The following is a 19,285-nucleotide window of genomic DNA, read 5'->3' as shown; positions in this document are numbered from 1 at the left end:
GGTGGGTGAAACCCACCACTCAGCCGCCCCAGATGTAAACCGCAGCGAAGAGGAACAGCCAAACCACGTCCACGAAGTGCCAGTACCAAGCGGCAGCCTCGAAGCCCACGTGCTTCTCCTGCGTGAAGTGCCCGGCCCGCAGGCGCAGGTAGCAGATGAACAGGAAGATCGTGCCGATCACAACGTGCGCACCGTGGAAGCCCGTCGCCATGAAGAAGTTGGCGCCGTAGATGTTGCCCGCAAAGCCAAAGGCCGCGTGGCTGTACTCGTAGGCCTGCAGCACGGTGAAGATCAGGCCCAGCACCACGGCAAGGACCAGCCCCTCGGCCATGGCCTTGCGGTTGTTCTCATGCACCAGAGCGTGGTGCGCCCATGTGGCGGCCATGCCCGAGCAAAGCAGGATCAGCGTGTTGATCAGCGGCAGGTGCCACGGGTCGAAAGTTTCGATGCCCACCGGCGGCCAAACGCCATCGACGGCGGGGGCCTGATCAATGTCGGGGTTCATGGGATACATCGCGTGCTTGAAGAAGCTCCAGAACCACGCGGCGAAGAACATCACCTCCGACATGATGAACAGGATGAAGCCGTAGCGCAGGCCGATGGCAACAACCGGGGTGTGGTCACCCACCTGGCTTTCGTCCACCACCTCGGACCACCAGGCAAACATGACGTAAAGCACACCAACAAAGCCCAGCAGGAAAATCCAGGGCTGGTTGTTTTCAACCTGCGGAGACATCCACTGCACCGCCCCGAAGAGCATCACAAAGGCCGCGACCGCACCGGCGAAGGGCCAGATCGAGGGGTTCAGGATGTGGTAGTCGTGGTTCTTTTCGTGGGCCATCTTTGGTTCCTCGGACGGTCTCTGTATTCAGGTCAGTTGGCCCGCGGCGCCGGGTCGGACGCGTTGGGCGAAAGGGCTGCTTGCTCTTCGGGCAGGTCGATTTCGTAGAACGTATAGCTCAGGGTGATCGAGTTTGTGAACTTCGCATCGCGGTCATTCACAATCTCCGGGTCAACATAAAAGCTCACCGGCATCTGCACCCGCTCGCCGGGCTGCAGCACCTGCTCGGTAAAGCAGAAGCAGTCGATCTTGTCGAAGTAGCCGCCCGCCACGAAGGGTGCAACGTTGTAGGTGGCTTGGCCGGCAATGGGCCGGCCGGTCGGGTTGTAGGCTTCGTAGAAGGCCAGGCCCGTTTCGCCGATCCGCAGGGTCATCTTCTGCTGCACCGGCTTGAACTGCCACTCCATGTCGGCCTCGATGTTGGCGTCAAAGCGCACGGTGATCTCGCGGTCGAGCACCACATCGCTGCCCGACTCGGCCACCGAGGTGGTGCCGCCGTAGCCCGTGACCTTGCAGAACCAGTTGTAAAACGGCACCGCCACCCAGGCCATCGCGCCCATGAACACGACAACACCCACGGCATAAAGCGCCACGCGAGCGTTCTTTTGCTCGGGTTTCTGCTCGTGCCCGGCCATCAGTTGCCCGCCTCTGGCGTGGTCATCGCCGGGCGAACCGCATGGTCAAACCCTTCCATCGCGCCAATGCCACCCCGGGTCACCTTCACAAAGGTCAGCCCCAGAACAATCACCACAAGCGCAATCAGCGAAATCGCAACGCCCACGTTCCGGCCCAGCCGCCGCTGGTGAATTTCGTGTTCCGCACGGATCATGCCGCACCCCCGATCACACCCAGCGCCCGCAAGGCAGCGTCCGCCAGCAGGGCCCCAAAGTGCAGCGCCAGATAGATCAGCGACAGCTTGAAAAAGCTCTTCTCCACCTTGTAGCCATCAGCCTGCGCAGCCTCGGTGCTCCGCCGCAGAATGGCCCATGCCCCCTTGGCAAAGAGCGCGTTCATCACCAGTGCGGTGGCAATGTAGGCCGGCCCGGCGATGGAGGTGAAGCCCAGCGCAATGGCCGAAGCGGCCAGCACGATGGTGTAGATGAAGATCTGCCAGCGCGTTGCGTCATGCCCGTGGGTCACGGTGAGCATCGGCACCTTGGCGTCAGCATAGTCCGACTTCATGAACAGGCAGAGCGCCCAAAAGTGCGGCGGCGTCCAAAAGAAGATGAGGGCGAACATCAGCACGGCTTCAAGGCTGACAGAGCCAGTGGCCGCAACCCAGCCCACCATCGGCGGGAAGGCCCCGGCAGCGCCGCCGATCACGATGTTCTGCGGCGTCCAGCGCTTGAGGATCATCGTGTAGATCACGGCGTAAAAGAAGATGGTGAAGGCCAGCAGCGCGGCAGCGGCGAGGTTGGCCGCGAGGCCCAGCATCATCACGCTGAGGCCCGACAGCGCCACACCAAGGCCCAGCGCCTCACCCGGCTGCACCTTGCCTGCCGGGATCGGGCGCTTCTGCGTCCGGCTCATCACCGCGTCAATGTCGGCATCCCACCACATGTTCAGCGCGCCCGAGGCCCCGGCCCCGATGGCGATGAAGAGGATGGAGGTGAAGGCGATAAACGGATGCACCGGCACAGGCGCAACCAGCAGGCCCACCATGGCGGTGAAGACCACAAGCGACATCACCCGCGGCTTCATCAGGGCAACATAGTCCCCGAAGCCCGGCTCTTCCGTGCGCTCATATGCATTCACGTCGCTCAAATCGTCTGCCTCCCTAGCGGGCCCTGTTCGCATCGCCCGCGCAGTAGCAAGTGGCCGGGCAGCAGCTTGGCTGCCCGGTAACTGATCAGTCGGCCGAAGCCACCTTCACCGAAGGCTTGATCCCGGCGAATTCCTCGGTGGCCATCTCCAGCCACGCGGCATAGGCCTCTTTGCTCACCACCTTCACGGTGATCGGCATATAGGCGTGGTCCTTGCCGCACAGTTCGGAGCACTGGCCAAAGTAAACGCCTTCGCGCTCGGCCTTGAACCACAGCTCGGCGGTCCGGCCCGGTACGGCATCCTGCTTCACACCAAAGGCCGGCACCGTCCACGAGTGGATCACGTCCGCGCCGGTCACCCGCACGACAACAACCGTATCCACCGGAATCACCATCGCGTTGTCGGTGGCCAGCAGATACTCGTCCTCGGCGTAGCCGTAGTCGGCCAGCTCGTCGCGCTGAAGCATCAGCGCATCAAAGGCGATTCCCTCTTCGGGATATTCATAGCCCCAGTACCACTGGTATCCGGTGGCCTTGATGGTCAGCTCCGGCTCCGGAATCTCTTGTTGCTTGAACAGTACCGGCAGCGAGAAGGCCCCGATAAAGACGAGGATCAAAATCGGCCCCAGCGTCCACGCGATTTCGAGCGGCGTGTTGTGGGTAAAGCTCGCAGGCGTCGGATTGGCCTTCTTGTTGAACTTCAGGATGATGATCGCAAGCAGCACCACCACGAAAAGCGAGATGGCGATGATGATCACGTTCACCATGCCTTCCAGCCAGTGAATGTCACGCGCCAGCTCGGTGGCGGCGGGCTGCCAGTCAATCCCCTTCTCATGGGGCTTCCCGATCGTTTCGAGCCCCTCAATCCCGTCCTGGGCGTGGGCGGCAAGGCCGTAAAACGCCATCATCAGGCCGGTCGTCACGGCGGCAAGGAGCTTGAAAATCTTCATCGGCACGTCCCTTCGCTTGTCATGAAGCGCGTCTGCGGGGTGGCGTTCGCGGGGCCACCCGTTGTTCCTTCGCGCGTCTCAAACCATATTACGTCAGATCGCTCAAGCGGTTCCAGCGCGGCAATGTGGCGCGTGACCCGCAAAAATCACCCTTGGAGATACCATGTCCAGCAGCTTCCGCCCCTTTGAAACAAGCCTCGACGAAGCCGCAGCCCTTCGGGCACTGCGTGCGGCAACCGATGGCGCAGATGATGGCGAGCTGTTCCTAGAGCGCCGCGCGTCTGAAAACCTCGTGTTCGAGGATGGCCGGGTAAAGACGGCGAGCTTCGATGCGTCGGAGGGATTCGGCCTGCGCGCCGTGAAGGGCGAAACCTCGGGCTATGCCCATTCCACCGAACTTTCCGAGAAGGCCCTGCTGCGCGCCGCCGAGACGGCGCGGCTCGCCGTGGGCGACGGCGGCGGCGTGCTTGCGCCCGGCCCCCAGGCCACCAACCGCAAGCTCTATGGTGATTCCGACCCGATCGAGGGTGTCGAATTTCCCGTGAAAATCGACACCCTCGCCGAGATAGACGCCTTCACCCGCGCGCTTGATCCCCGTGTTGTGCAGGTCTCGGCCTCTCTTTCGGCGGCGCTGCAAGAGGTGGTCATCCTGCGCCCCGACGGCACCAAGGTTTCCGACACAAGGCCGATGACCCGCATCTACGTGTCGCTCATCGTTGAAGAGAACGGGCGGCGCGAAAGCGGCAGCCACGGTGGCGGCGGGCGCGTGGCGCTCGGCGGGCTGATCGACCCTGCCATGTGGCAGCCCGCCGCCTGCGAGGCGCTCCGAATCGCGCTGGTCAACCTCTCTGCCGAGCCCGCGCCTGCCGGCACAATGGATGTTGTCCTCGGCCCCGGCTGGCCGGGCATCTTGTTGCACGAGGCCGTGGGGCACGGGCTGGAGGGCGATTTCAACCGCAAGGGCAGCTCTGCCTTCGCCGGTCTGATGGGTCAGCAGGTGGCCGCGCCCGGCGTCACCGTGGTGGACGATGGCACCATCCCCGACCGGCGCGGATCTATCTCGGTGGATGACGAAGGCACGCCATCGTCGCGCACGACGCTGATCGAAGACGGTGTGCTCGTGGGCTACATGCAAGACCGCCAGAACGCCCGCCTCATGGGCGTTCCCGCCACCGGCAACGGTCGCCGCCAAAGCCACGCCCACCCGCCGATGCCCCGGATGACCAACACCTACATGCTGGGCGGCTCCGAAAGCCCCGAGAGCATCCTCTCCGGGCTGGAAGACGGGCTCTATGCCGTGGGCTTCGGCGGCGGGCAGGTCGACATTACCTCCGGCAAGTTCGTGTTTTCCTGCACCGAGGCCTACCGGGTTAAAAACGGCAAGGTCGGCGCGCCGGTAAAGGGGGCCACCCTCATCGGCGACGGGGCGACCTCTCTGAAAAACATCACCTCCATTGGCAATGACATGTCGCTCGATCCGGGGATCGGCACCTGCGGCAAGGCGGGCCAATGGGTGCCGGTGGGCGTGGGCCTGCCCACGCTCCGGATCGGCGGGCTGACGGTGGGCGGCGCGGCGGGGTGAGTTCGCCGCGTTAACCCTGTTTCGGGCAGTTTGGCTGCCCGAAGCGGGCCCATTTTGGCAAGGCTACGCCCGGAAGACGCCGAGCATTCCGGGCGGGCGCCTCTAACGCTCTGATATACGGTCACAAAATCAGGACCGAGCGGCAGAGCAGAAAGAAATTTCTCATTTCCGCCCAGAATCTCACGGTGCGTTAAGGGCCAGTTAACCACTTAAGTCTAAAACCAATCCTGCAAGCAGACGGAGCGACGTTGGCGTGGATTTGTTTTCTTCCCCACCCCCCCTCGCACCACCCACCTCGGAAGAAGATAGGCTGGCGTGGCTTCGTCTCTTGCGCTCACGGCGGGTGGGGCCCACCACATTCTACCGGCTGATGGCCGAGCATGGCACCGCCGAGGCCGCGCTCGCCGCGCTGCCAGAGGTTGCCGCCGCCGCCGGTGTCCGCAGCTACCAGCCCCTCCCCCGCGATCTGGCCGCCCGCGAACTGGCCGCCGGCAAGCGCGCCGGTGCCCGCCTCATCGCCGCAGGTGAGCCACATTATCCCACCGCCCTGCGCGATTTGCCCGATGCCCCGCCCCTGCTCTGGACGCAGGGCGACCTCACCCTGCTCAACCAGCCCACCCTCGCCGTGATCGGCGCGCGCAACGCCTCCTCGCTCGGCCGCCGCATGGCCGCACGGCTGTCGTCCGAACTCTCCAAGGCTGGCCATGTGGTCGCCTCCGGCCTCGCCCGCGGCGTGGATACCGAGGCGCATAAGGCGGCGCTGGAGGGCGGCACCATCGCCGTGGTCGCGGGCGGGGTCGATGTGACCTACCCGCAGGAAAACGCCGCCCTGATGGCGCAGATCGCCGAGGGCGGCCTCGTTGTGTCCGAAGAGCCGCCCGGTCTCCAGCCCCAGGCCCGCCACTTCCCCAAGCGCAACCGCATCATCTCCGGCCTGTCGCGCGCCGTGGTGGTGGTCGAGGCAGGGGCCCGCTCGGGCAGCCTGATCACCGCCCGCATGGCGCTGGATCATGGCCGCGAAGTGCTCGCCGTGCCCGGCCACCCGTTTGATGCCCGCGCCTCGGGCTGCAACCTGCTCATCCGCGACGGGGCCACCCTCGTGCGCGGCGCGGATGACGTGATCGAAGCCCTCGGCCCGCAGGCCGCGCCCCGCCCCCAATCCGCGTCCGCCCCGGCCCCCGCACCCGTCGACCTGCCCCAGCCACCCCGCCGAAGCCCGGCCAGCACCCGCGCCCTCCACGCCCGCATCCTCGGCCTCATCGGCCCCGCTCCCGTGGCCGAAGATCAACTCGCCCGCGATCTCGCCGTGCCCGCTCAACGCCTCTCTGAAAACCTGCTCTCGCTCGAGCTCGACGGCCAGATCACCCGCCAGCCCGGCGGGCTCATCATAAAGACTGCGTGATTTTTTGCCGCCTCCACGCGCGCCCGCGCGATGGCTCGGCGCGGGGCGTGAATGGCTCCATTGACAACGCGGCAACAGCCACCACATGTTGCGCGCCAGTCCGAGTCACCCCCCAGCCCCGAAAGGCCACCCATGCCAGTTGTCGTTGTCGAGTCCCCCGCCAAGGCCAAGACAATCAACAAATATCTGGGCTCCGACTACACCGTTCTGGCCTCCTACGGCCACGTGCGCGACCTGCCCCCAAAGGACGGTTCGGTGGACCCCGAGCATGAGTTCGAGATGAAATGGGAGGTGGCCTCCGACAGCAAAAAGCACGTCGCCGCCATCGCAAACGCCCTGAAGGATGACAATGCGCTCATCCTCGCAACTGACCCCGACCGCGAGGGCGAGGCGATTTCTTGGCACCTGCAGGAGGCTCTGACCAAGCGCAAGGCGATCAAGAAAGATACGCCGGTATCGCGCGTGACCTTCAACGCCATCACCAAGGATGCGGTGACCGAGGCCATGGCCAACCCGCGCCAGGTCGATATGGAGCTGGTCGAGGCTTACCTCGCCCGCCGCGCGCTTGATTATCTCGTCGGCTTCAACCTCTCCCCCGTGCTCTGGCGCAAGCTGCCCGGTGCGCGCTCCGCGGGCCGCGTCCAGTCGGTCTGCCTGCGCCTCATCGTCGAGCGCGAGATGGAGATCGAGGCCTTCCGCGCCCGTGAATATTGGAGCGTGAAGGCCCTGCTCGACACGCCGCGCGGCCAAACCTACGAGGCCCGCGTCACCGTGCTCGGTGGCAAAAAGCTTGAGCGCTACGACATCGAAAACGAAACCGCCGCCGAGCTGGCGGTGCAGGCGATCAATTCGCGTGACCTCACCGTCAAATCAGTCGAGGCCAAGCCCAACACCCGCAACCCCTCGCCGCCCTTCATGACCTCTACGCTCCAGCAGGAGGCCTCGCGCAAGTTCGGCATGGGCGCCCGCGCCTGCATGGGCACCGCCCAGCGTCTTTATGAGGCCGGCCATATCACCTACATGCGGACAGATGGCATCGACATGGCCCCCGAAGCCGTGACGGCGGCGCGCGAGGCCATCGGCGAGCGCTTCGGCAAAGATTACGTGCCGGGCGAGCCGCGCATCTACAAGAACAAGGCCAAGAACGCGCAGGAAGCCCACGAATGTATCCGCCCCACGGATATGACCAAGGATTCCAAGGCCCTGAACCTCGAACCCGAGCAGGCCCGGCTCTATGATCTGATCTGGAAGCGCACGTTGGCCTCCCAGATGGCCTCCGCCAAATTCGAGCGCACCACTGTCACCGTCGGCAGCGCCGATGGGCAGGTTGAGCTGCGCGCCACCGGGCAGGTGGTGCTCTTTGACGGCTTCCTGAAGATCTACGAAGAGGGCCGCGATGACGAGGTGGTGGATGATGACGACCGCCGCCTGCCGCAGGTTTCCGAGGGCGAAGCCGCGGGCAAAAAGCAGATCACCCCAGAGCAGCACTTCACCCAGCCCCCGCCCCGCTACACCGAGGCCACGCTGGTCAAGAGGATGGAAGAGCTCGGCATCGGCCGCCCCTCCACCTACGCCTCCATTGTCACCACGATTCAGGATCGCGAGTATGTCCGCAAAGACAAGAACCGCCTGATCCCCGAAGACAAGGGCCGGCTGGTCATTGCCTTTCTGTCCAACTACTTCCGCCGCTACGTGGGCTATGAGTTCACCGCCAAGCTGGAAGAAGAGCTCGACGAGATTTCCGCCGGTGACGCCCAGTGGCAGGCGGTGCTTGCCTCCTTCTGGCGTGACTTCAAAGCCGCGATCGAAGAGACCTCCGAGCTGCGCATCACCGAGGTGCTCGAAAAGATCAACGAGGTGCTCGAACCGCACCTGTTTCCCCCGCTCCCCGAGGGTGGCGACCCCCGCCTTTGCCCCCACTGCGGCAAGGGCCGGCTCTCCATGCGTACCGCCCGCTCCGGCGGTGCCTTCATCGGCTGTTCCAACTACCCCGAGTGCCGCTACACCCGCCCCTTCGGCCCGCCCGATCCGGAAGCCGAGAAAAGCGCGATCCCGCCCGAGGGCAAGCTGCTCGGCGAAGATGGCGGCGACAAGATTTGGGTGATGAAGGGCCGCTTCGGCCCCTACGTCCAGCGCGGCGAGGTGACGGAAGACAACAAGAAGCCCCCGCGCCAGTCGGTCCCCAAGGAATGGAAGCCCGAAGAGCTTGAGCTGGCCACCGCCGTCAAGCTGCTGGCCCTGCCCCGCCTCATCGGCACCCACCCTGAAGATGGCGTGAACGTCTGGGCCAACATCGGACGCTACGGCCCCTATCTGAAGCACGCCGAAAGCACGTCGGATCGCGGCGGCACAAATGCCAACCTCGAAGGGCTCGATGAGGTCTGGGAAGTCGGGATGAACCGCGCCGTCCAGCTTCTGGCCGAAAAGGTCGCCTCCCGGGGTGGTCGTGGTGCGGCAAAAACCCTCCGCGAGTTGGGCGAACATCCCGAGGCCGGTGGCGTCGTGGCGATCATGGAGGGCAAATACGGCCCCTACGTGAAATGGGACAAGATCAACGCCACTCTGCCCAAGGGCGAAGACCCCGAGAAATTTACCATGGACGCCGCCGTGGAGCTGATTGCCGAGAAGGCCGCGCAGAAGGGCAAGAAGCGCCCTGCAGCAAAGAAGGCGACAGCCAAGAAAACAACGGCCAAGAAGCCTGCCGCCAAGAAGGCCCCGGCAAAGAAAACCGCGGCGAAGAAATAGCCTTCGCCACGGTATTTCCCCAATCTCGCGCCCCTGCTGCCCGAAACCGGAATTAACCCTGTTTTCGACGAGCAGGAGATGCGCAGATGTTCGACGGAATCCTCTCTTGGGTCCGGCCCAAGATCTTCTTTCCCATCGCAGCCATGGTCTATGGCCTGCTGCGCGTGGCAAATGCCTACGTCGACAGCGTGAACGCAGGCCACACGATGACCATCGCGCATCTGGCGGGGTTTGCTGTCGGCGTGCTGCTGGTCTGGGGATTTGCCGGGCTGGTCGTGGGCTACGGCCTCGACATTCTGGAACGGCGCGTCGCACGCGCGGCCCGCGGAGAGGCGCCCGAAACCGCTGAATAGCCCGGCACATCTGCCCGCCATAGCCCCGGCAAAGCCACCGCGCCACCGCCTCCCCCAACGCCCCGCCCTGCCGCAGCGCAGCATTTGATTGACTCCCGCCTTCCCCGGCGTGAAAACGAGGGGAAGTCACCAAAGGAGACACCATGCAAAAAGTCTATGGCTCCGCGGCGGAGGCGCTCGACGGCCTCCTGTTCGACGGCATGTTCATCGCCGCCGGGGGCTTCGGCCTTTGCGGCATACCCGAGCTTCTGATCGACGCCATCGTCGACAAGGGCACCAAGGATCTCACCATCGCCTCCAACAACTGCGGCGTCGATGGCTTCGGCCTCGGCAAGCTGCTGGACACCAAGCAGATCAAAAAGATGCTCAGCTCCTACGTGGGCGAAAACGCCGAGTTCATGCGCCAGTATCTCTCCGGCGAGCTTGAGCTGGAGTTCAACCCGCAAGGCACCCTCGCCGAGCGGATGCGCGCTGGCGGCTGCGGCATCCCCGGCTTCTACACCGCCACCGGCGTCGGCACCCAGATTGCCGAGGGAAAAGAGGTAAAAAGCTTCCACGGCAAGGATTACATCCTCGAAGAGGGCATCTTCGCCGATCTCTCCATCGTCAAAGCCTGGAAGGCCGATGACACCGGCAACCTCGTCTTCCGCAAGACCGCGCGCAACTTCAACCCGCCCGCCGCCATGTGCGGAAAGGTCTGTGTTGTGGAGGTGGAAGAGATCGTGCCGCGCGGCTCCATCGACCCCGACCACATCCACCTGCCCGGCATCTACGTCCACCGGATCATTCAGGGCGAGCACGAAAAGCGGATTGAGCAGCGCACCACGCGCAAGAAGGAGGACGCATAAATGCCTTGGGATCGCAATCAAATGGCCGCCCGCGCGGCGGATGAGCTGGAAGACGGCTGGTATGTGAACCTCGGCATCGGCATTCCGACGCTGGTGGCCAATTACGTTGGCGACAAGGACATCACACTGCAATCCGAAAACGGCATGCTCGGCATGGGCCCCTTCCCCTTCGAGGGCGAGGAAGACCCTGACCTGATCAACGCCGGCAAGCAGACCATCACCGAGCTTTCCCGCACCAGCTACTTCGACAGCGCAACCAGCTTCGGCATGATCCGGGGCGGCAAGATCGCCGCCGCGATCCTCGGCGCGATGGAAGTGGCCGAAAACGGCGATCTGGCCAACTGGATGATCCCCGGCAAACTCGTCAAAGGCATGGGCGGCGCAATGGATCTTGTGGCCGGCGTTGGCCGCGTCATCGTGGTGATGGACCACACCAACAAGCACGGCGACTCCAAGCTGCTAAAGTCCTGCACCCTGCCGCTCACCGGCACCGGCGTGGTGGACCGTATCATCACCAACCTCGGCGTGCTCGACGTGGTTGAAGGCGGGCTCAAGATCGTCGAACTCGCCGATGGCGTCACCGAAGAAGAGCTGCGCGCCGCGACCGAGGCCACCATCGTCTCCTAGCACCGGCGCATCGGCCCGACCGGCCGCCTTCGCAGCCGCGACAAGGGGCCTACGGGGGCCGAAAAACCAACTGTCAAAAGGGCCACCCCATATCGGGTGGCCCTTTTCCGTTCTACCGTTGTGAATTTGGAAACAACTTCACATTATCGCCCCATTCTGTTGCTACCCGAGCGAGCAATGACAATGGCAACGAGCAGCAATACCTCCGGCACCAAACACCGCGCCACACCCCGCGTGGGGCGCGAGGTGTATTTTGTGCTGCTCCTGCTTGCCCTCTTCGGCCTCGGGCTGGTCGGCCTCGCCCTCGCAGGCGGATGGCAGGAAAGCTGGGAGCAGGTCATGCAGCTTTCGGTGCTGCAACTGGCCGCGCTGCTCGCCCTCTCCCTCGTCAACTACCTCTTCCGTGGCCTGCGCTGGCATCTCTTCGCCCGCCGCCTCGGCATCGCCCTCGATCTCCGCGCTAGCATGCGCCACTTCTTCGGCGGTTTCGCCATGACGGCAACACCGGGCCGGGTGGGCGAGTTGGTACGGATGCGCTGGATCTCCCGCGAGGCGGGCTGGCCCTTCACCCGCTCCGCCCCGCTGGTGCTGGTGGATCGCGCCTCCGACCTTGCCGCGATGGGCCTCATCCTTGCCGTTGCCCTTTCGCTGTCCGCCATGGGCATCAAGGGGGCCGTCACCGTGGCTGCGCTGGCGCTGGCCGCTGCCGTGGTCGCCACCCGCCCCGCCCTGCTCACCGCGCTCGTCACCCTCTGCTACCGCGCCACTGGCTGGCTGCCCCGGCTCTTTGCCCGCATCCGCACCGCCGCGCGCTCGCTCAAGCAGTTCTCCACCGCGCCGGTCATCGCAGGCTCGCTCACGCTGGGCCTCGCCGGATGGGTGGCCGAGGGCTACGCCTTCCACCTGCTGCTGATGTGGATGGGCGCTGACATCGGCTTTTTCTCCGCTGTGGCCATCTTCGTTTTCTCCACCCTCGCAGGCGGCCTCACCGGGGCCCCCGGCGGCGTGGGCGGGGCCGAGGCAGCGATGATCGCGCTGCTCGGGCTCCACGGCATCCCGCTGGAAGTGTCGGTGCCCGCCACCGCCATCATCCGCGTCACAACCCTCTGGTTCGCCATCGGCATCGGCCTTCTGATCTTCCCCTTCGCCGAGCGGGCCTCTCTTAAAGCAAAAGCCAAGGCACACGCATGAGCTGGAAAAAAGACACCTGGACAGGCTGGGGCCGCGTCCTCTCGGCCACCGGCGAGCTGGCCCGCCCCGAGCGGAGCAGCGCCCTTGGCAAACTCGCAACGCAGGCTCCGGCCATCGGCAATTCGCGCTCATACGGCGATGCTTCGCTGGTCAGCGAAGGCCGGGCCATCAACATGACCCGGCTCGACAAGATCCTGTTCTTCGACGAGGCCGATGCGCTGATCGAGGTCGAGGCTGGCATCACCATCGCCGATCTCGCCCGTATCCTTGCCCCGCGCGGCTTTTTGCCCGCCGTCATGCCCGGCACCGGCTTCGCCACTGTCGGCGGATGCATCGCGATGGATGTGCACGGCAAAAACCACCACGGCGCAGGCAGCTTCGGCCAACATGTGGCAGAGATCACCCTCGCCTCCGGCAAGGTGCTCACCCCCGACGATCCGCTCTTCAAGGCCACCATCGGCGGGCTTGGCCAAACCGGCCCCATCGCCTCGGCCAAGCTCAAACTGTTGCGCGCGAAGGTCGATGTGATGATGGTCACCGAGCGCCGGGCTGACGATCTTGAGGCCTTCCTCGACCTGCTCGACACTTCAGAAGCCACCTACACCGTCGGCTGGATCGACGCGACGGCGACGGGCGACGCCCTCGGGCGCGGCATCCTCGAAGAGGGCGAAACCGGCGCGGGCCTCGTGCCGCCCGCCAAGCGGGGCCGCCGCGTGCCCTTCAACGCGCCGGGCTGGGCGCTCTCTGCCCCCATCGTGCGCCTCTTCAACAAGAGCTATTACAACCGTGTACCCGCAACCGGGCGCACCCTCGTCAAACCGATTGACGATTTCTTCTTCCCGCTCGACCGCATCCACGACTGGAACAAGCTCTACGGCAAGAAGGGCTTTCACCAGTTCCAATGCGTCGTGCCCCTCACCGCCCGCGCCACGCTGCGCACCATGCTCGACGCCATCGCCACCTCCGGCCTCGCCTCGCCGCTCGCGGTGCTCAAGCGCATGGGCCCCGGCCGCGCCGGGCACCTCAGCTTCCCGATGGAGGGCTACACGCTGGCCGTCGATTTCCGCAACCGCACCGGCACCCGTGGGCTGATCCAGGAGCTGATCGCCGAGGCCAAGGCCGTCGGCGGGCGCATTTACTTCGCAAAAGACAGCGTGGCCCGCGCCGAGGATATCCCCGGCATGTATCCAGACCTCGCCACCTGGGCCCAAGCCGTGAACGCCGCCGACCCCGACCACGCCTACGAGACCGATCTCACCAAACGCCTGAACCTGAGGAACGCCAAATGACCGAAACATGGATTCTCCTCGGCGCAACCTCCTCCATGGCCCGCGCCATGGCCCGCCAACTTGCGGATGAGGGCGCAAACCTCGTGCTCGCAGGCCGCGACATGGCCGACCTTGAGGCCCAGGCCACCGACCTCGCCCTGCGCGGTGCGCCCCGCGCCATCGCCGTCCGCTTCGATGCCCGCGATCCTGAAACCTTCGCGCCGCTGTTGGCCCAGGCCGAAGAGCTGGCAGGCGATGAGACCCTCTCGGCAGCGGTCTTCGTCGGCTCCATGCCGCCGCAAGACGCCATCGACGAAGACCCATCCCTGATTGACGGCACGGTGACCGACAGTTTCACCGGCCCCGCCCGCTTTCTGCAAATGCTCGCGCCGCGGCTTGAGGCACGCGGCAAGGGCATCGTCATCGGCGTCGGCTCCGTGGCGGGCGACCGGGGCCGCATCGGCAATTACGTCTACGGCGCCGCCAAAGCGGGCTTCGCCACCTACCTCTCGGGCCTGCGCAACCGCCTGGGCCGCTCCGGCGTGCATGTGATGACGGTGAAGCCCGGCTTCGTCGACACGGCGATGACATGGGATGTCGAAGGCATGTTCCTCGTCGCCTCCCCCGCGCAGGTCGCCGCCCATATGCTCAAGAAGGCTCGCAAGGGCCGCAACGTGCTCTACACCCCCTTCTTCTGGCGCTACATCATGGCCATCATCCGCTCGGTCCCCGAGCCGATCTTCAAAAAACTCTCGGTCTGACGCCGCGACAGCACTCTTGCACGAAAACTCGTGACCTCGGAGCGCCGCTCGTTACAGTCGGCACCATGACCCAGAGCATCGCCCATATCGCCCTCGTCGTGCGCGATTACGACGAGGCCATCGCTTTCTACTGCGAGACCCTCGGCTTCGAGCTGGTGGAAGACAGCTACCAGCCCGAGCAAGACAAACGCTGGGTGGTGGTCCGCCCCAAAGGTGGCGAAACCTCGATCCTGCTGGCCCGCGCCTCCAAGCCAGAGCAGGAGCCCTTCATCGGCAATCAGGCCGGAGGCCGGGTGTTCCTGTTCCTGCAAACCGATGATTTCTGGCGCGATTTTAATGACCTCAAGGCCAAGGGCGTCGCCTTCGAGCGCGCCCCCAAAGAGGCCCCCTACGGCACCGTCGCGGTATTCCGCGACCTTTACGGCACCCTCTGGGATCTCGTGCAGTTCACCTGAGAGCGACCTGTAGGGTGCGCATTCATGGCGCACCCCCCATCCCTACCCGCCAAACCACTGCTGCCAGAGGCCCGCCGCCCAGAACATCAGCGACATGGTGAACAGCATCACCCCAAGCCCCACCCGGTCCCGTGCGGCAAAGACGATGGGGTCATAGTCCATCTTCCCCTGCCAGCCGATCCGCACCATGCGGATGAGCCAATGAGCGAGAAAGGGCATGGCGGCCCACAGCAGCCAGCGGTCGGGGTAAAGCGCCTCGGCCTGCGGCGAGAGCGTGTAGATGAAAAAGATCAGCATCGCGCCAAACACGCCAATCCCGGCCACGTTCAGCAAATCATGCCGGTCAGGCCGCCCGTAGCCGCGTCCCGGCAGGCGTTCGTCATCCTCCGCCTTGGCCAGTTCGGTGATCCGCTTCACGCAGCCCAGCGTGATGAAAACCGGGAAGACAAAGACCAGCATCGCCGTGGTAATCGCCACCTCGCCTGCGGCAGCCCCGGCAATAACGCGAATGGTATAAAGCGAAGCCAGCACCACGATATCCACCCAGCGCATCCGCTTGAGCTTCAGCGAATAGGCCAGCGAGGTGACGATATAGAGCACCACGATCCCGAAGAAGGCCCAGTTGAGCGCGGCGGCGAGGATCAGCGCGCAAAGGCCGAGCGCCCCGCCGATGATCATACCCACCCCGATTGGCACGGTGCCTGCAGCAAAGGGGCGGCGGCACTTGGTCTTGTGCAGCCGGTCGGCCTCCAGATCGAGCAGATCGTTGACGATATAGATCGAGGAAGCCGCAGCCGAGAAGGCGACGATGCCAAGCAGCACCGGCAGCAACGTGGCAAGGGTGAACTCATGCGCGGCCACCATCGGCAACAGCAGCAGCACGTTCTTGACCCACTGATGCGGGCGAAGCGCCTTCATCAGGTCAGCCAGCCGCCACCCTCCGCCATAGGTCACCACATTGCGGCCCTTCTCGGCCAGCCTTGCCGCCACCGAGGGCTGTTCGCCCACCATGATGACGTTTTCGGCGTGGTCCCACACCTTGGCATCCACCGGCGCGTTGCCCGCGTAGTCAAACCCGGCTTCGCCATAGGCCTCCACCAGCGCGCGCGCCTTTTCGGTGCCCTTCAGGTTGATCTCGCCAGTCGAGGCAAAGATCCGCGACGACAGGCCGTGATCCTGCGCCACCTGCCGCACCAGCGCTTCATTGGAGGCCGAGGCCAGCACCACCGCGCGGCCCGCGGCGGCAGAACTTTCGGCCAGCGTGCGAATATCCTCGTTCACCGGCATCAGATCGGTCCGAACGGGCGCAACATCGGCCAGCGCGGCCTTCAACTTCTCCGGCCGCCGAAAATGGGCAAAGCTCACCGCCAGCGTGCGCAGCGGGTCACGCCCCAACCCGGCCCAGAAGTTTTCCAGCAGCAGGTCGGTCTTCAGAAAGGTGCCGTCAACATCCAGCACCAGCGGCTTGGCATCGCTCACCCCGCTTACCCTCCGGCAAACACGCAACCGTCGCTCACCAGCTGCGGCGGGGTGAGGCACAGGCCCCGCGCCACCGTCCAGGCGGCCAGCACCTTGGGCACGTAATCGCGGGTCTCGGCATAGGGCGGCACGCCGCTGTTCTTCTTCACCGCGCCCTCGCCCGCATTATAACCGGCCAGCACCAGCAGCGGATCGCGGTCGAACTCCTTCATCAGGAAGTCGAGATAGGCCACGCCGCCCTTGATGTTCTGCACCGGATCGGTGCTGTCGGTCACGCCAAAGCGGGCGGCCGTGTCGGGCATGAGCTGCATCAGCCCCTGCGCCCCGGCACTGCTCACAGCCTTCACCTTGCCCGAACTCTCAATCCCGATCACTGCCAGCACCAGCGCGGGCGACACATCGGTGCCAATCGTCGCTTTCAAAATCTCGGCACCATACTTGTCGGAGATCTTCTTCATATGCGCCAGCCGGGGGGCCTTCACCGTCTTGCCGTCCGGGCCGCGCGTCAGCATCTGCACCGCTGCATCCAGCCGCCCGGGACCCTTGGCGCTCAACTCCGGCGAAATTTCCGTCCAGAACCACCCATAGGCCGGCGCGTTCGGCAAAGCAGTGGGGGCCACGCTGGCCGTCATCACCTCGCCCTCGTCTTCCTTTGCCACCGCAGGCTCGGCGCTGTCCTTTGCATCAGGCTTGGGAAGCGCGGCTATATACTCAGCCTGCGCCTTGGGGTCGATCTGCACGGTGATCCGTTTACCGGGCAGCCCCTTGCCCGCCTTCACGCGCTTGAATGTGAAATCGGGGTATCGCCCCGCGCCCTCCGCATATACCGGCCCGCAGAGGCAAACCCCTGCCAAGGCCAGAGCGGCCATAACTTGTTGACGCATGTTTCGCGCCTTTCCTGCTCAATAGACGTTTTGTCGTTTTGCCCGAGCCTCGCAAATACCGGCTCACAAGGCTACCCGGCAGGAAACAAACGCCAGAGGACGCGGTGATTTTGCCGCAGTCCATCCTCAATCCGGCGTCGCCCCACACCCCCTGTTAACCTTTTTATCATTGTAAAACAGTATCTTAGCAAGTTTTATCGTGATTTTCTGCACCGCTCCAAAATTGTACGAACCCCGCCAAATTCATGCCCCATTCGACGGGCTAATTAGCAGCCATACCGAGACGGGGATTGGGCCATTTCAGAGGCCGGTCCGAAATGATCCGACAAGGTAAACACTGGAAACGAGCGAAAATCCTTGGAGGGATATACTATGAAACTGTTCAACATGATCAAAAACTTCCGCAACGACGAAGACGGTGCTGTGACCGTTGACTGGGTTGTGCTGACCGCCGCCATCGTTGGCCTCGGCATCGCAGTCCTCGCCTCCGTCTCGAACGGCGTGACCTCGCTGTCCGGCAAGATCTCGAGCGCCCTCGAAGGCCAGAGCGTCGGCACCTACTAAGCCGACCGCAAGGTCTGAAGTTAGCCGCGTCTTCCACGGAAGGCGCGGTTTTCTTTTGTGTGTGCCTGCCCCGGGTGCAAGCTCGCCAGGGCCGGTCTTTATCCCACAAAGGCCTTTCTCAATTCCCAATCGTGCCACATTCGCTTGGCACGCTAGAGACTGGGAAGGGCACCGAGCTATTACACGGCGATAATGCCGGCTGACCTGAGTGGATGAAAACATGCGAAACTTGATTGCGACTTTTGCACGAGAAGACGATGGCGCCGTTACAGTTGATTGGGTGGTACTTACTGGCGCAATGGCCGTTCTTGGCGTGACAGTGGCGCTCATCCTGAAAGATGGGGCCATCAATCACTCCACCAGCCTGGGAAACAAGGTTGGCGCCCTTTCAGTTCTGCGCGACTGATTTCGCCGCTTAAGAGCGGTCCGATCTGCGAAGCTGGATCGGGGCAATCAACGCCGGCCTCTGGCCGGCGTTTCCTTTTTTCCAACATTCCTTACTGCCGCCGTGGCCACGCCCCGATGTTGCCAGAATTCTCAACGACAACGATGCCACGAGCAAGTTTGACTCGCGGGCGGCGCGTGGGGCTCATCCGCCTCCCCCCGACCCGTGGCAAGTGAGAAAGGAAAGACCATGCGAATGGTTTTCGGACTGGTCCTGATCATCGGGGTCGCACTGGCAGGTTTCGCTGTCTACATGGCGCAGGGCTACCTCGCCAAAACCACCGCCGAACGCAACGCGCTGATCGCAGCGCAGCAAAAGGCAAAGCCCACGGTCAACGTGATCGTCGTCAAAAAGGATAAAGCCTACGGCGAGCGCATCTTGCCTGAAGATGTAGTGTCGATCCGTTGGCAGAAAGACAGCCTGCCCGCCGGCCACTACCTTGAGATGGAAGATCTCTTCCCGGTCGGAAAAGACCCGCGCACTGTCATCACTGCAATGAACAAATTCGAACCGGTGCTGAAATCCAAGGTGACCGAGCCGGGCGAAGATGCAGGCCTGACCTCGCGTCTGGGCAAGGGCATGCGCGCCTTTGCCATCAAGGTCGACCGCACGTCAGGCGTCTCGGGCTTCCTGCGCCCCGGCGACCGGGTCGATGTGTACTGGACCGGCTCGATCAACGGCCGCGAAGCGACCAAGCTTATCGACACCAGCATCAAGCTCATCGCCGTCGACCAGACCTCTGACGAAGGCTACAGCAGCCCGTCGATCGCCCGAACCGTCACCGTGGCCGTCCGGCCCGATCAGGTGGCTGCTCTGGCCCAGGCGCAGAGCACCGGGCGGCTTACGCTCTCGCTCGTTGGCGCAGAAGATGACACCGTTTCTGCCGATATCGAAGTCGACCAGAAGAGCCTTCTGGGGATCAAGGACAAGGAAGTGCGTCAGGTCGAAGTCGAAAAGGTCTGCACCACCAAAGTCCGCAAGGGCGCCGAGGTGATCGAACAGCCGATCCCCTGCACCAACTAAGCCAACACCCGGCGCGGTGCCCGATCGGGGCCGCGCGGGCTCACTCACTTGCACAAACGGCCCGGCCCTCACCTGAGGCGCCGGGCCTTTCTCTGTGCAGGGCA

General features: G+C 64.2%; 20 protein-coding genes. 13 read left to right on the top strand and 7 right to left on the bottom strand.

Features of this window, described 5'->3' with window-relative positions:
* Positions 1-19 precede the first annotated feature (19 nt).
* The 5 genes from ACXAG6_RS08210 to coxB form a co-directional block, all read right to left on the bottom strand.
* Entirely contained in the window at positions 20-841 is an 822-nt protein-coding gene (locus ACXAG6_RS08210) for a cytochrome c oxidase subunit 3 (protein ID WP_140013432.1), read from the bottom strand.
* A gap of 32 nt (positions 842-873) precedes the next feature.
* Complete coding sequence (locus ACXAG6_RS08205; protein WP_475336909.1) at positions 874-1,476, bottom strand: cytochrome c oxidase assembly protein; 603 nt, start codon at positions 1,474-1,476, stop codon at positions 874-876.
* A complete protein-coding gene (locus ACXAG6_RS08200) occupies positions 1,476-1,670 on the bottom strand; it encodes a hypothetical protein (RefSeq protein WP_140013430.1) in 195 nt (64 codons plus the stop codon). The genes ACXAG6_RS08205 and ACXAG6_RS08200 overlap by 1 nt, the downstream gene beginning before the upstream one ends.
* Entirely contained in the window at positions 1,667-2,605 is a 939-nt protein-coding gene (gene cyoE, locus ACXAG6_RS08195; RefSeq protein ID WP_475336907.1) for a heme o synthase, read from the bottom strand. The genes ACXAG6_RS08200 and cyoE overlap by 4 nt, the downstream gene beginning before the upstream one ends.
* A gap of 85 nt (positions 2,606-2,690) precedes the next feature.
* Positions 2,691-3,554 (bottom strand): cytochrome c oxidase subunit II, encoded by an 864-nt coding sequence (coxB, locus tag ACXAG6_RS08190; protein ID WP_475336905.1) that lies wholly within the window; start codon positions 3,552-3,554, stop codon positions 2,691-2,693.
* Positions 3,555-3,717: 163 nt separating this feature from the next.
* Between coxB and tldD the strand changes: the two genes are divergently transcribed.
* From tldD to ACXAG6_RS08140, 10 genes are all read left to right on the top strand, one after another.
* Positions 3,718-5,136 carry a metalloprotease TldD gene (gene tldD, locus ACXAG6_RS08185; RefSeq protein WP_475336902.1) on the top strand — a complete coding sequence of 473 codons (1,419 nt, stop codon included), beginning with the start codon at positions 3,718-3,720 and terminating at the stop codon, positions 5,134-5,136.
* 259 nt (positions 5,137-5,395) lie between these two features.
* Positions 5,396-6,538: a DNA-processing protein DprA gene (gene dprA, locus ACXAG6_RS08180; RefSeq protein WP_475337937.1), complete on the top strand. Its 1,143-nt coding sequence runs from the start codon at positions 5,396-5,398 to the stop codon at positions 6,536-6,538.
* Positions 6,539-6,670: 132 nt separating this feature from the next.
* Entirely contained in the window at positions 6,671-9,283 is a 2,613-nt protein-coding gene (gene topA / locus ACXAG6_RS08175; RefSeq protein ID WP_475336900.1) for a type I DNA topoisomerase, read from the top strand.
* Positions 9,284-9,369: 86 nt separating this feature from the next.
* Positions 9,370-9,636: a hypothetical protein gene (locus tag ACXAG6_RS08170; protein WP_475336897.1), complete on the top strand. Its 267-nt coding sequence runs from the start codon at positions 9,370-9,372 to the stop codon at positions 9,634-9,636.
* A 143-nt stretch (positions 9,637-9,779) separates the two neighbouring features.
* The gene (locus ACXAG6_RS08165) at positions 9,780-10,484 is read left to right on the top strand and encodes a CoA transferase subunit A (protein WP_475336895.1); all 705 of its coding nucleotides are present in this window, start codon (positions 9,780-9,782) and stop codon (positions 10,482-10,484) included.
* Positions 10,485-11,111 (top strand): 3-oxoacid CoA-transferase subunit B, encoded by a 627-nt coding sequence (locus ACXAG6_RS08160; protein WP_475336892.1) that lies wholly within the window; start codon positions 10,485-10,487, stop codon positions 11,109-11,111.
* Positions 11,112-11,294: 183 nt separating this feature from the next.
* Positions 11,295-12,302, top strand: a complete 1,008-nt coding sequence (locus ACXAG6_RS08155) for a lysylphosphatidylglycerol synthase transmembrane domain-containing protein (protein ID WP_475336890.1) — start codon at positions 11,295-11,297, stop codon at positions 12,300-12,302.
* Positions 12,299-13,591, top strand: coding sequence for an FAD-binding protein (locus tag ACXAG6_RS08150; RefSeq protein WP_475336888.1), 1,293 nt, complete (start codon positions 12,299-12,301; stop codon positions 13,589-13,591). The genes ACXAG6_RS08155 and ACXAG6_RS08150 overlap by 4 nt, the downstream gene beginning before the upstream one ends.
* A complete protein-coding gene (locus tag ACXAG6_RS08145; RefSeq protein ID WP_475336886.1) occupies positions 13,588-14,331 on the top strand; it encodes an SDR family NAD(P)-dependent oxidoreductase in 744 nt (247 codons plus the stop codon). Before ACXAG6_RS08150 ends, ACXAG6_RS08145 begins: the two co-directional genes overlap by 4 nt.
* Positions 14,332-14,396: 65 nt before the next feature.
* Complete coding sequence (locus ACXAG6_RS08140) at positions 14,397-14,786, top strand: VOC family protein (protein WP_475336884.1); 390 nt, start codon at positions 14,397-14,399, stop codon at positions 14,784-14,786.
* A gap of 42 nt (positions 14,787-14,828) precedes the next feature.
* On the opposite strand, the gene ACXAG6_RS08135 is transcribed toward ACXAG6_RS08140, so the two are convergent.
* Entirely contained in the window at positions 14,829-16,265 is a 1,437-nt protein-coding gene (locus ACXAG6_RS08135) for a UbiA family prenyltransferase (protein ID WP_475336882.1), read from the bottom strand.
* A 5-nt stretch (positions 16,266-16,270) separates the two neighbouring features.
* Positions 16,271-17,149 (bottom strand): lytic transglycosylase domain-containing protein, encoded by an 879-nt coding sequence (locus ACXAG6_RS08130; RefSeq protein ID WP_475336880.1) that lies wholly within the window; start codon positions 17,147-17,149, stop codon positions 16,271-16,273.
* 372 nt (positions 17,150-17,521) lie between these two features.
* On the opposite strand from ACXAG6_RS08130, the gene ACXAG6_RS08125 reads away from it, so the two are divergent.
* The 3 genes from ACXAG6_RS08125 (at position 17,522) to cpaB (ending at position 19,181) form a co-directional block, all read left to right on the top strand.
* Positions 17,522-17,713 carry a Flp family type IVb pilin gene (locus ACXAG6_RS08125; RefSeq protein WP_140013416.1) on the top strand — a complete coding sequence of 64 codons (192 nt, stop codon included), beginning with the start codon at positions 17,522-17,524 and terminating at the stop codon, positions 17,711-17,713.
* A gap of 208 nt (positions 17,714-17,921) precedes the next feature.
* Positions 17,922-18,119, top strand: a complete 198-nt coding sequence (locus tag ACXAG6_RS08120; protein WP_475336877.1) for a hypothetical protein — start codon at positions 17,922-17,924, stop codon at positions 18,117-18,119.
* 228 nt (positions 18,120-18,347) lie between these two features.
* Positions 18,348-19,181, top strand: coding sequence for a Flp pilus assembly protein CpaB (cpaB, locus tag ACXAG6_RS08115; protein WP_475336875.1), 834 nt, complete (start codon positions 18,348-18,350; stop codon positions 19,179-19,181).
* Positions 19,182-19,285: the final 104 nt, after the last annotated feature.

It is taken from the genome of Vannielia sp. ABF1_015 (assembly GCF_056160745.1).
The sequence above is the reverse complement of the archived record's forward strand: the minus strand, read 5'-3'. Positions and strand labels throughout refer to the sequence as shown.

Bases quoted from the DNA above. Each gene is read 5' to 3' on its own strand.
- ACXAG6_RS08210 (WP_140013432.1), bottom strand. From the start codon at position 841: ATGGCCCACGAAAAGAACCACGACTACCACATCCTGAACCCCTCGATC.
- ACXAG6_RS08205 (WP_475336909.1), bottom strand. From the start codon at position 1,476: ATGGCCGGGCACGAGCAGAAACCCGAGCAAAAGAACGCTCGCGTGGCG.
- ACXAG6_RS08200 (WP_140013430.1), bottom strand. From the start codon at position 1,670: ATGATCCGTGCGGAACACGAAATTCACCAGCGGCGGCTGGGCCGGAAC.
- coxB (WP_475336905.1), bottom strand. From the start codon at position 3,554: ATGAAGATTTTCAAGCTCCTTGCCGCCGTGACGACCGGCCTGATGATG.
- tldD (WP_475336902.1), top strand. From the start codon at position 3,718: ATGTCCAGCAGCTTCCGCCCCTTTGAAACAAGCCTCGACGAAGCCGCA.
- topA (WP_475336900.1), top strand. From the start codon at position 6,671: ATGCCAGTTGTCGTTGTCGAGTCCCCCGCCAAGGCCAAGACAATCAAC.
- ACXAG6_RS08170 (WP_475336897.1), top strand. From the start codon at position 9,370: ATGTTCGACGGAATCCTCTCTTGGGTCCGGCCCAAGATCTTCTTTCCC.
- ACXAG6_RS08165 (WP_475336895.1), top strand. From the start codon at position 9,780: ATGCAAAAAGTCTATGGCTCCGCGGCGGAGGCGCTCGACGGCCTCCTG.
- ACXAG6_RS08160 (WP_475336892.1), top strand. From the start codon at position 10,485: ATGCCTTGGGATCGCAATCAAATGGCCGCCCGCGCGGCGGATGAGCTG.
- ACXAG6_RS08155 (WP_475336890.1), top strand. From the start codon at position 11,295: ATGGCAACGAGCAGCAATACCTCCGGCACCAAACACCGCGCCACACCC.
- ACXAG6_RS08150 (WP_475336888.1), top strand. From the start codon at position 12,299: ATGAGCTGGAAAAAAGACACCTGGACAGGCTGGGGCCGCGTCCTCTCG.
- ACXAG6_RS08145 (WP_475336886.1), top strand. From the start codon at position 13,588: ATGACCGAAACATGGATTCTCCTCGGCGCAACCTCCTCCATGGCCCGC.
- ACXAG6_RS08140 (WP_475336884.1), top strand. From the start codon at position 14,397: ATGACCCAGAGCATCGCCCATATCGCCCTCGTCGTGCGCGATTACGAC.
- ACXAG6_RS08130 (WP_475336880.1), bottom strand. From the start codon at position 17,149: ATGCGTCAACAAGTTATGGCCGCTCTGGCCTTGGCAGGGGTTTGCCTC.
- ACXAG6_RS08125 (WP_140013416.1), top strand. From the start codon at position 17,522: ATGAAACTGTTCAACATGATCAAAAACTTCCGCAACGACGAAGACGGT.
- cpaB (WP_475336875.1), top strand. From the start codon at position 18,348: ATGCGAATGGTTTTCGGACTGGTCCTGATCATCGGGGTCGCACTGGCA.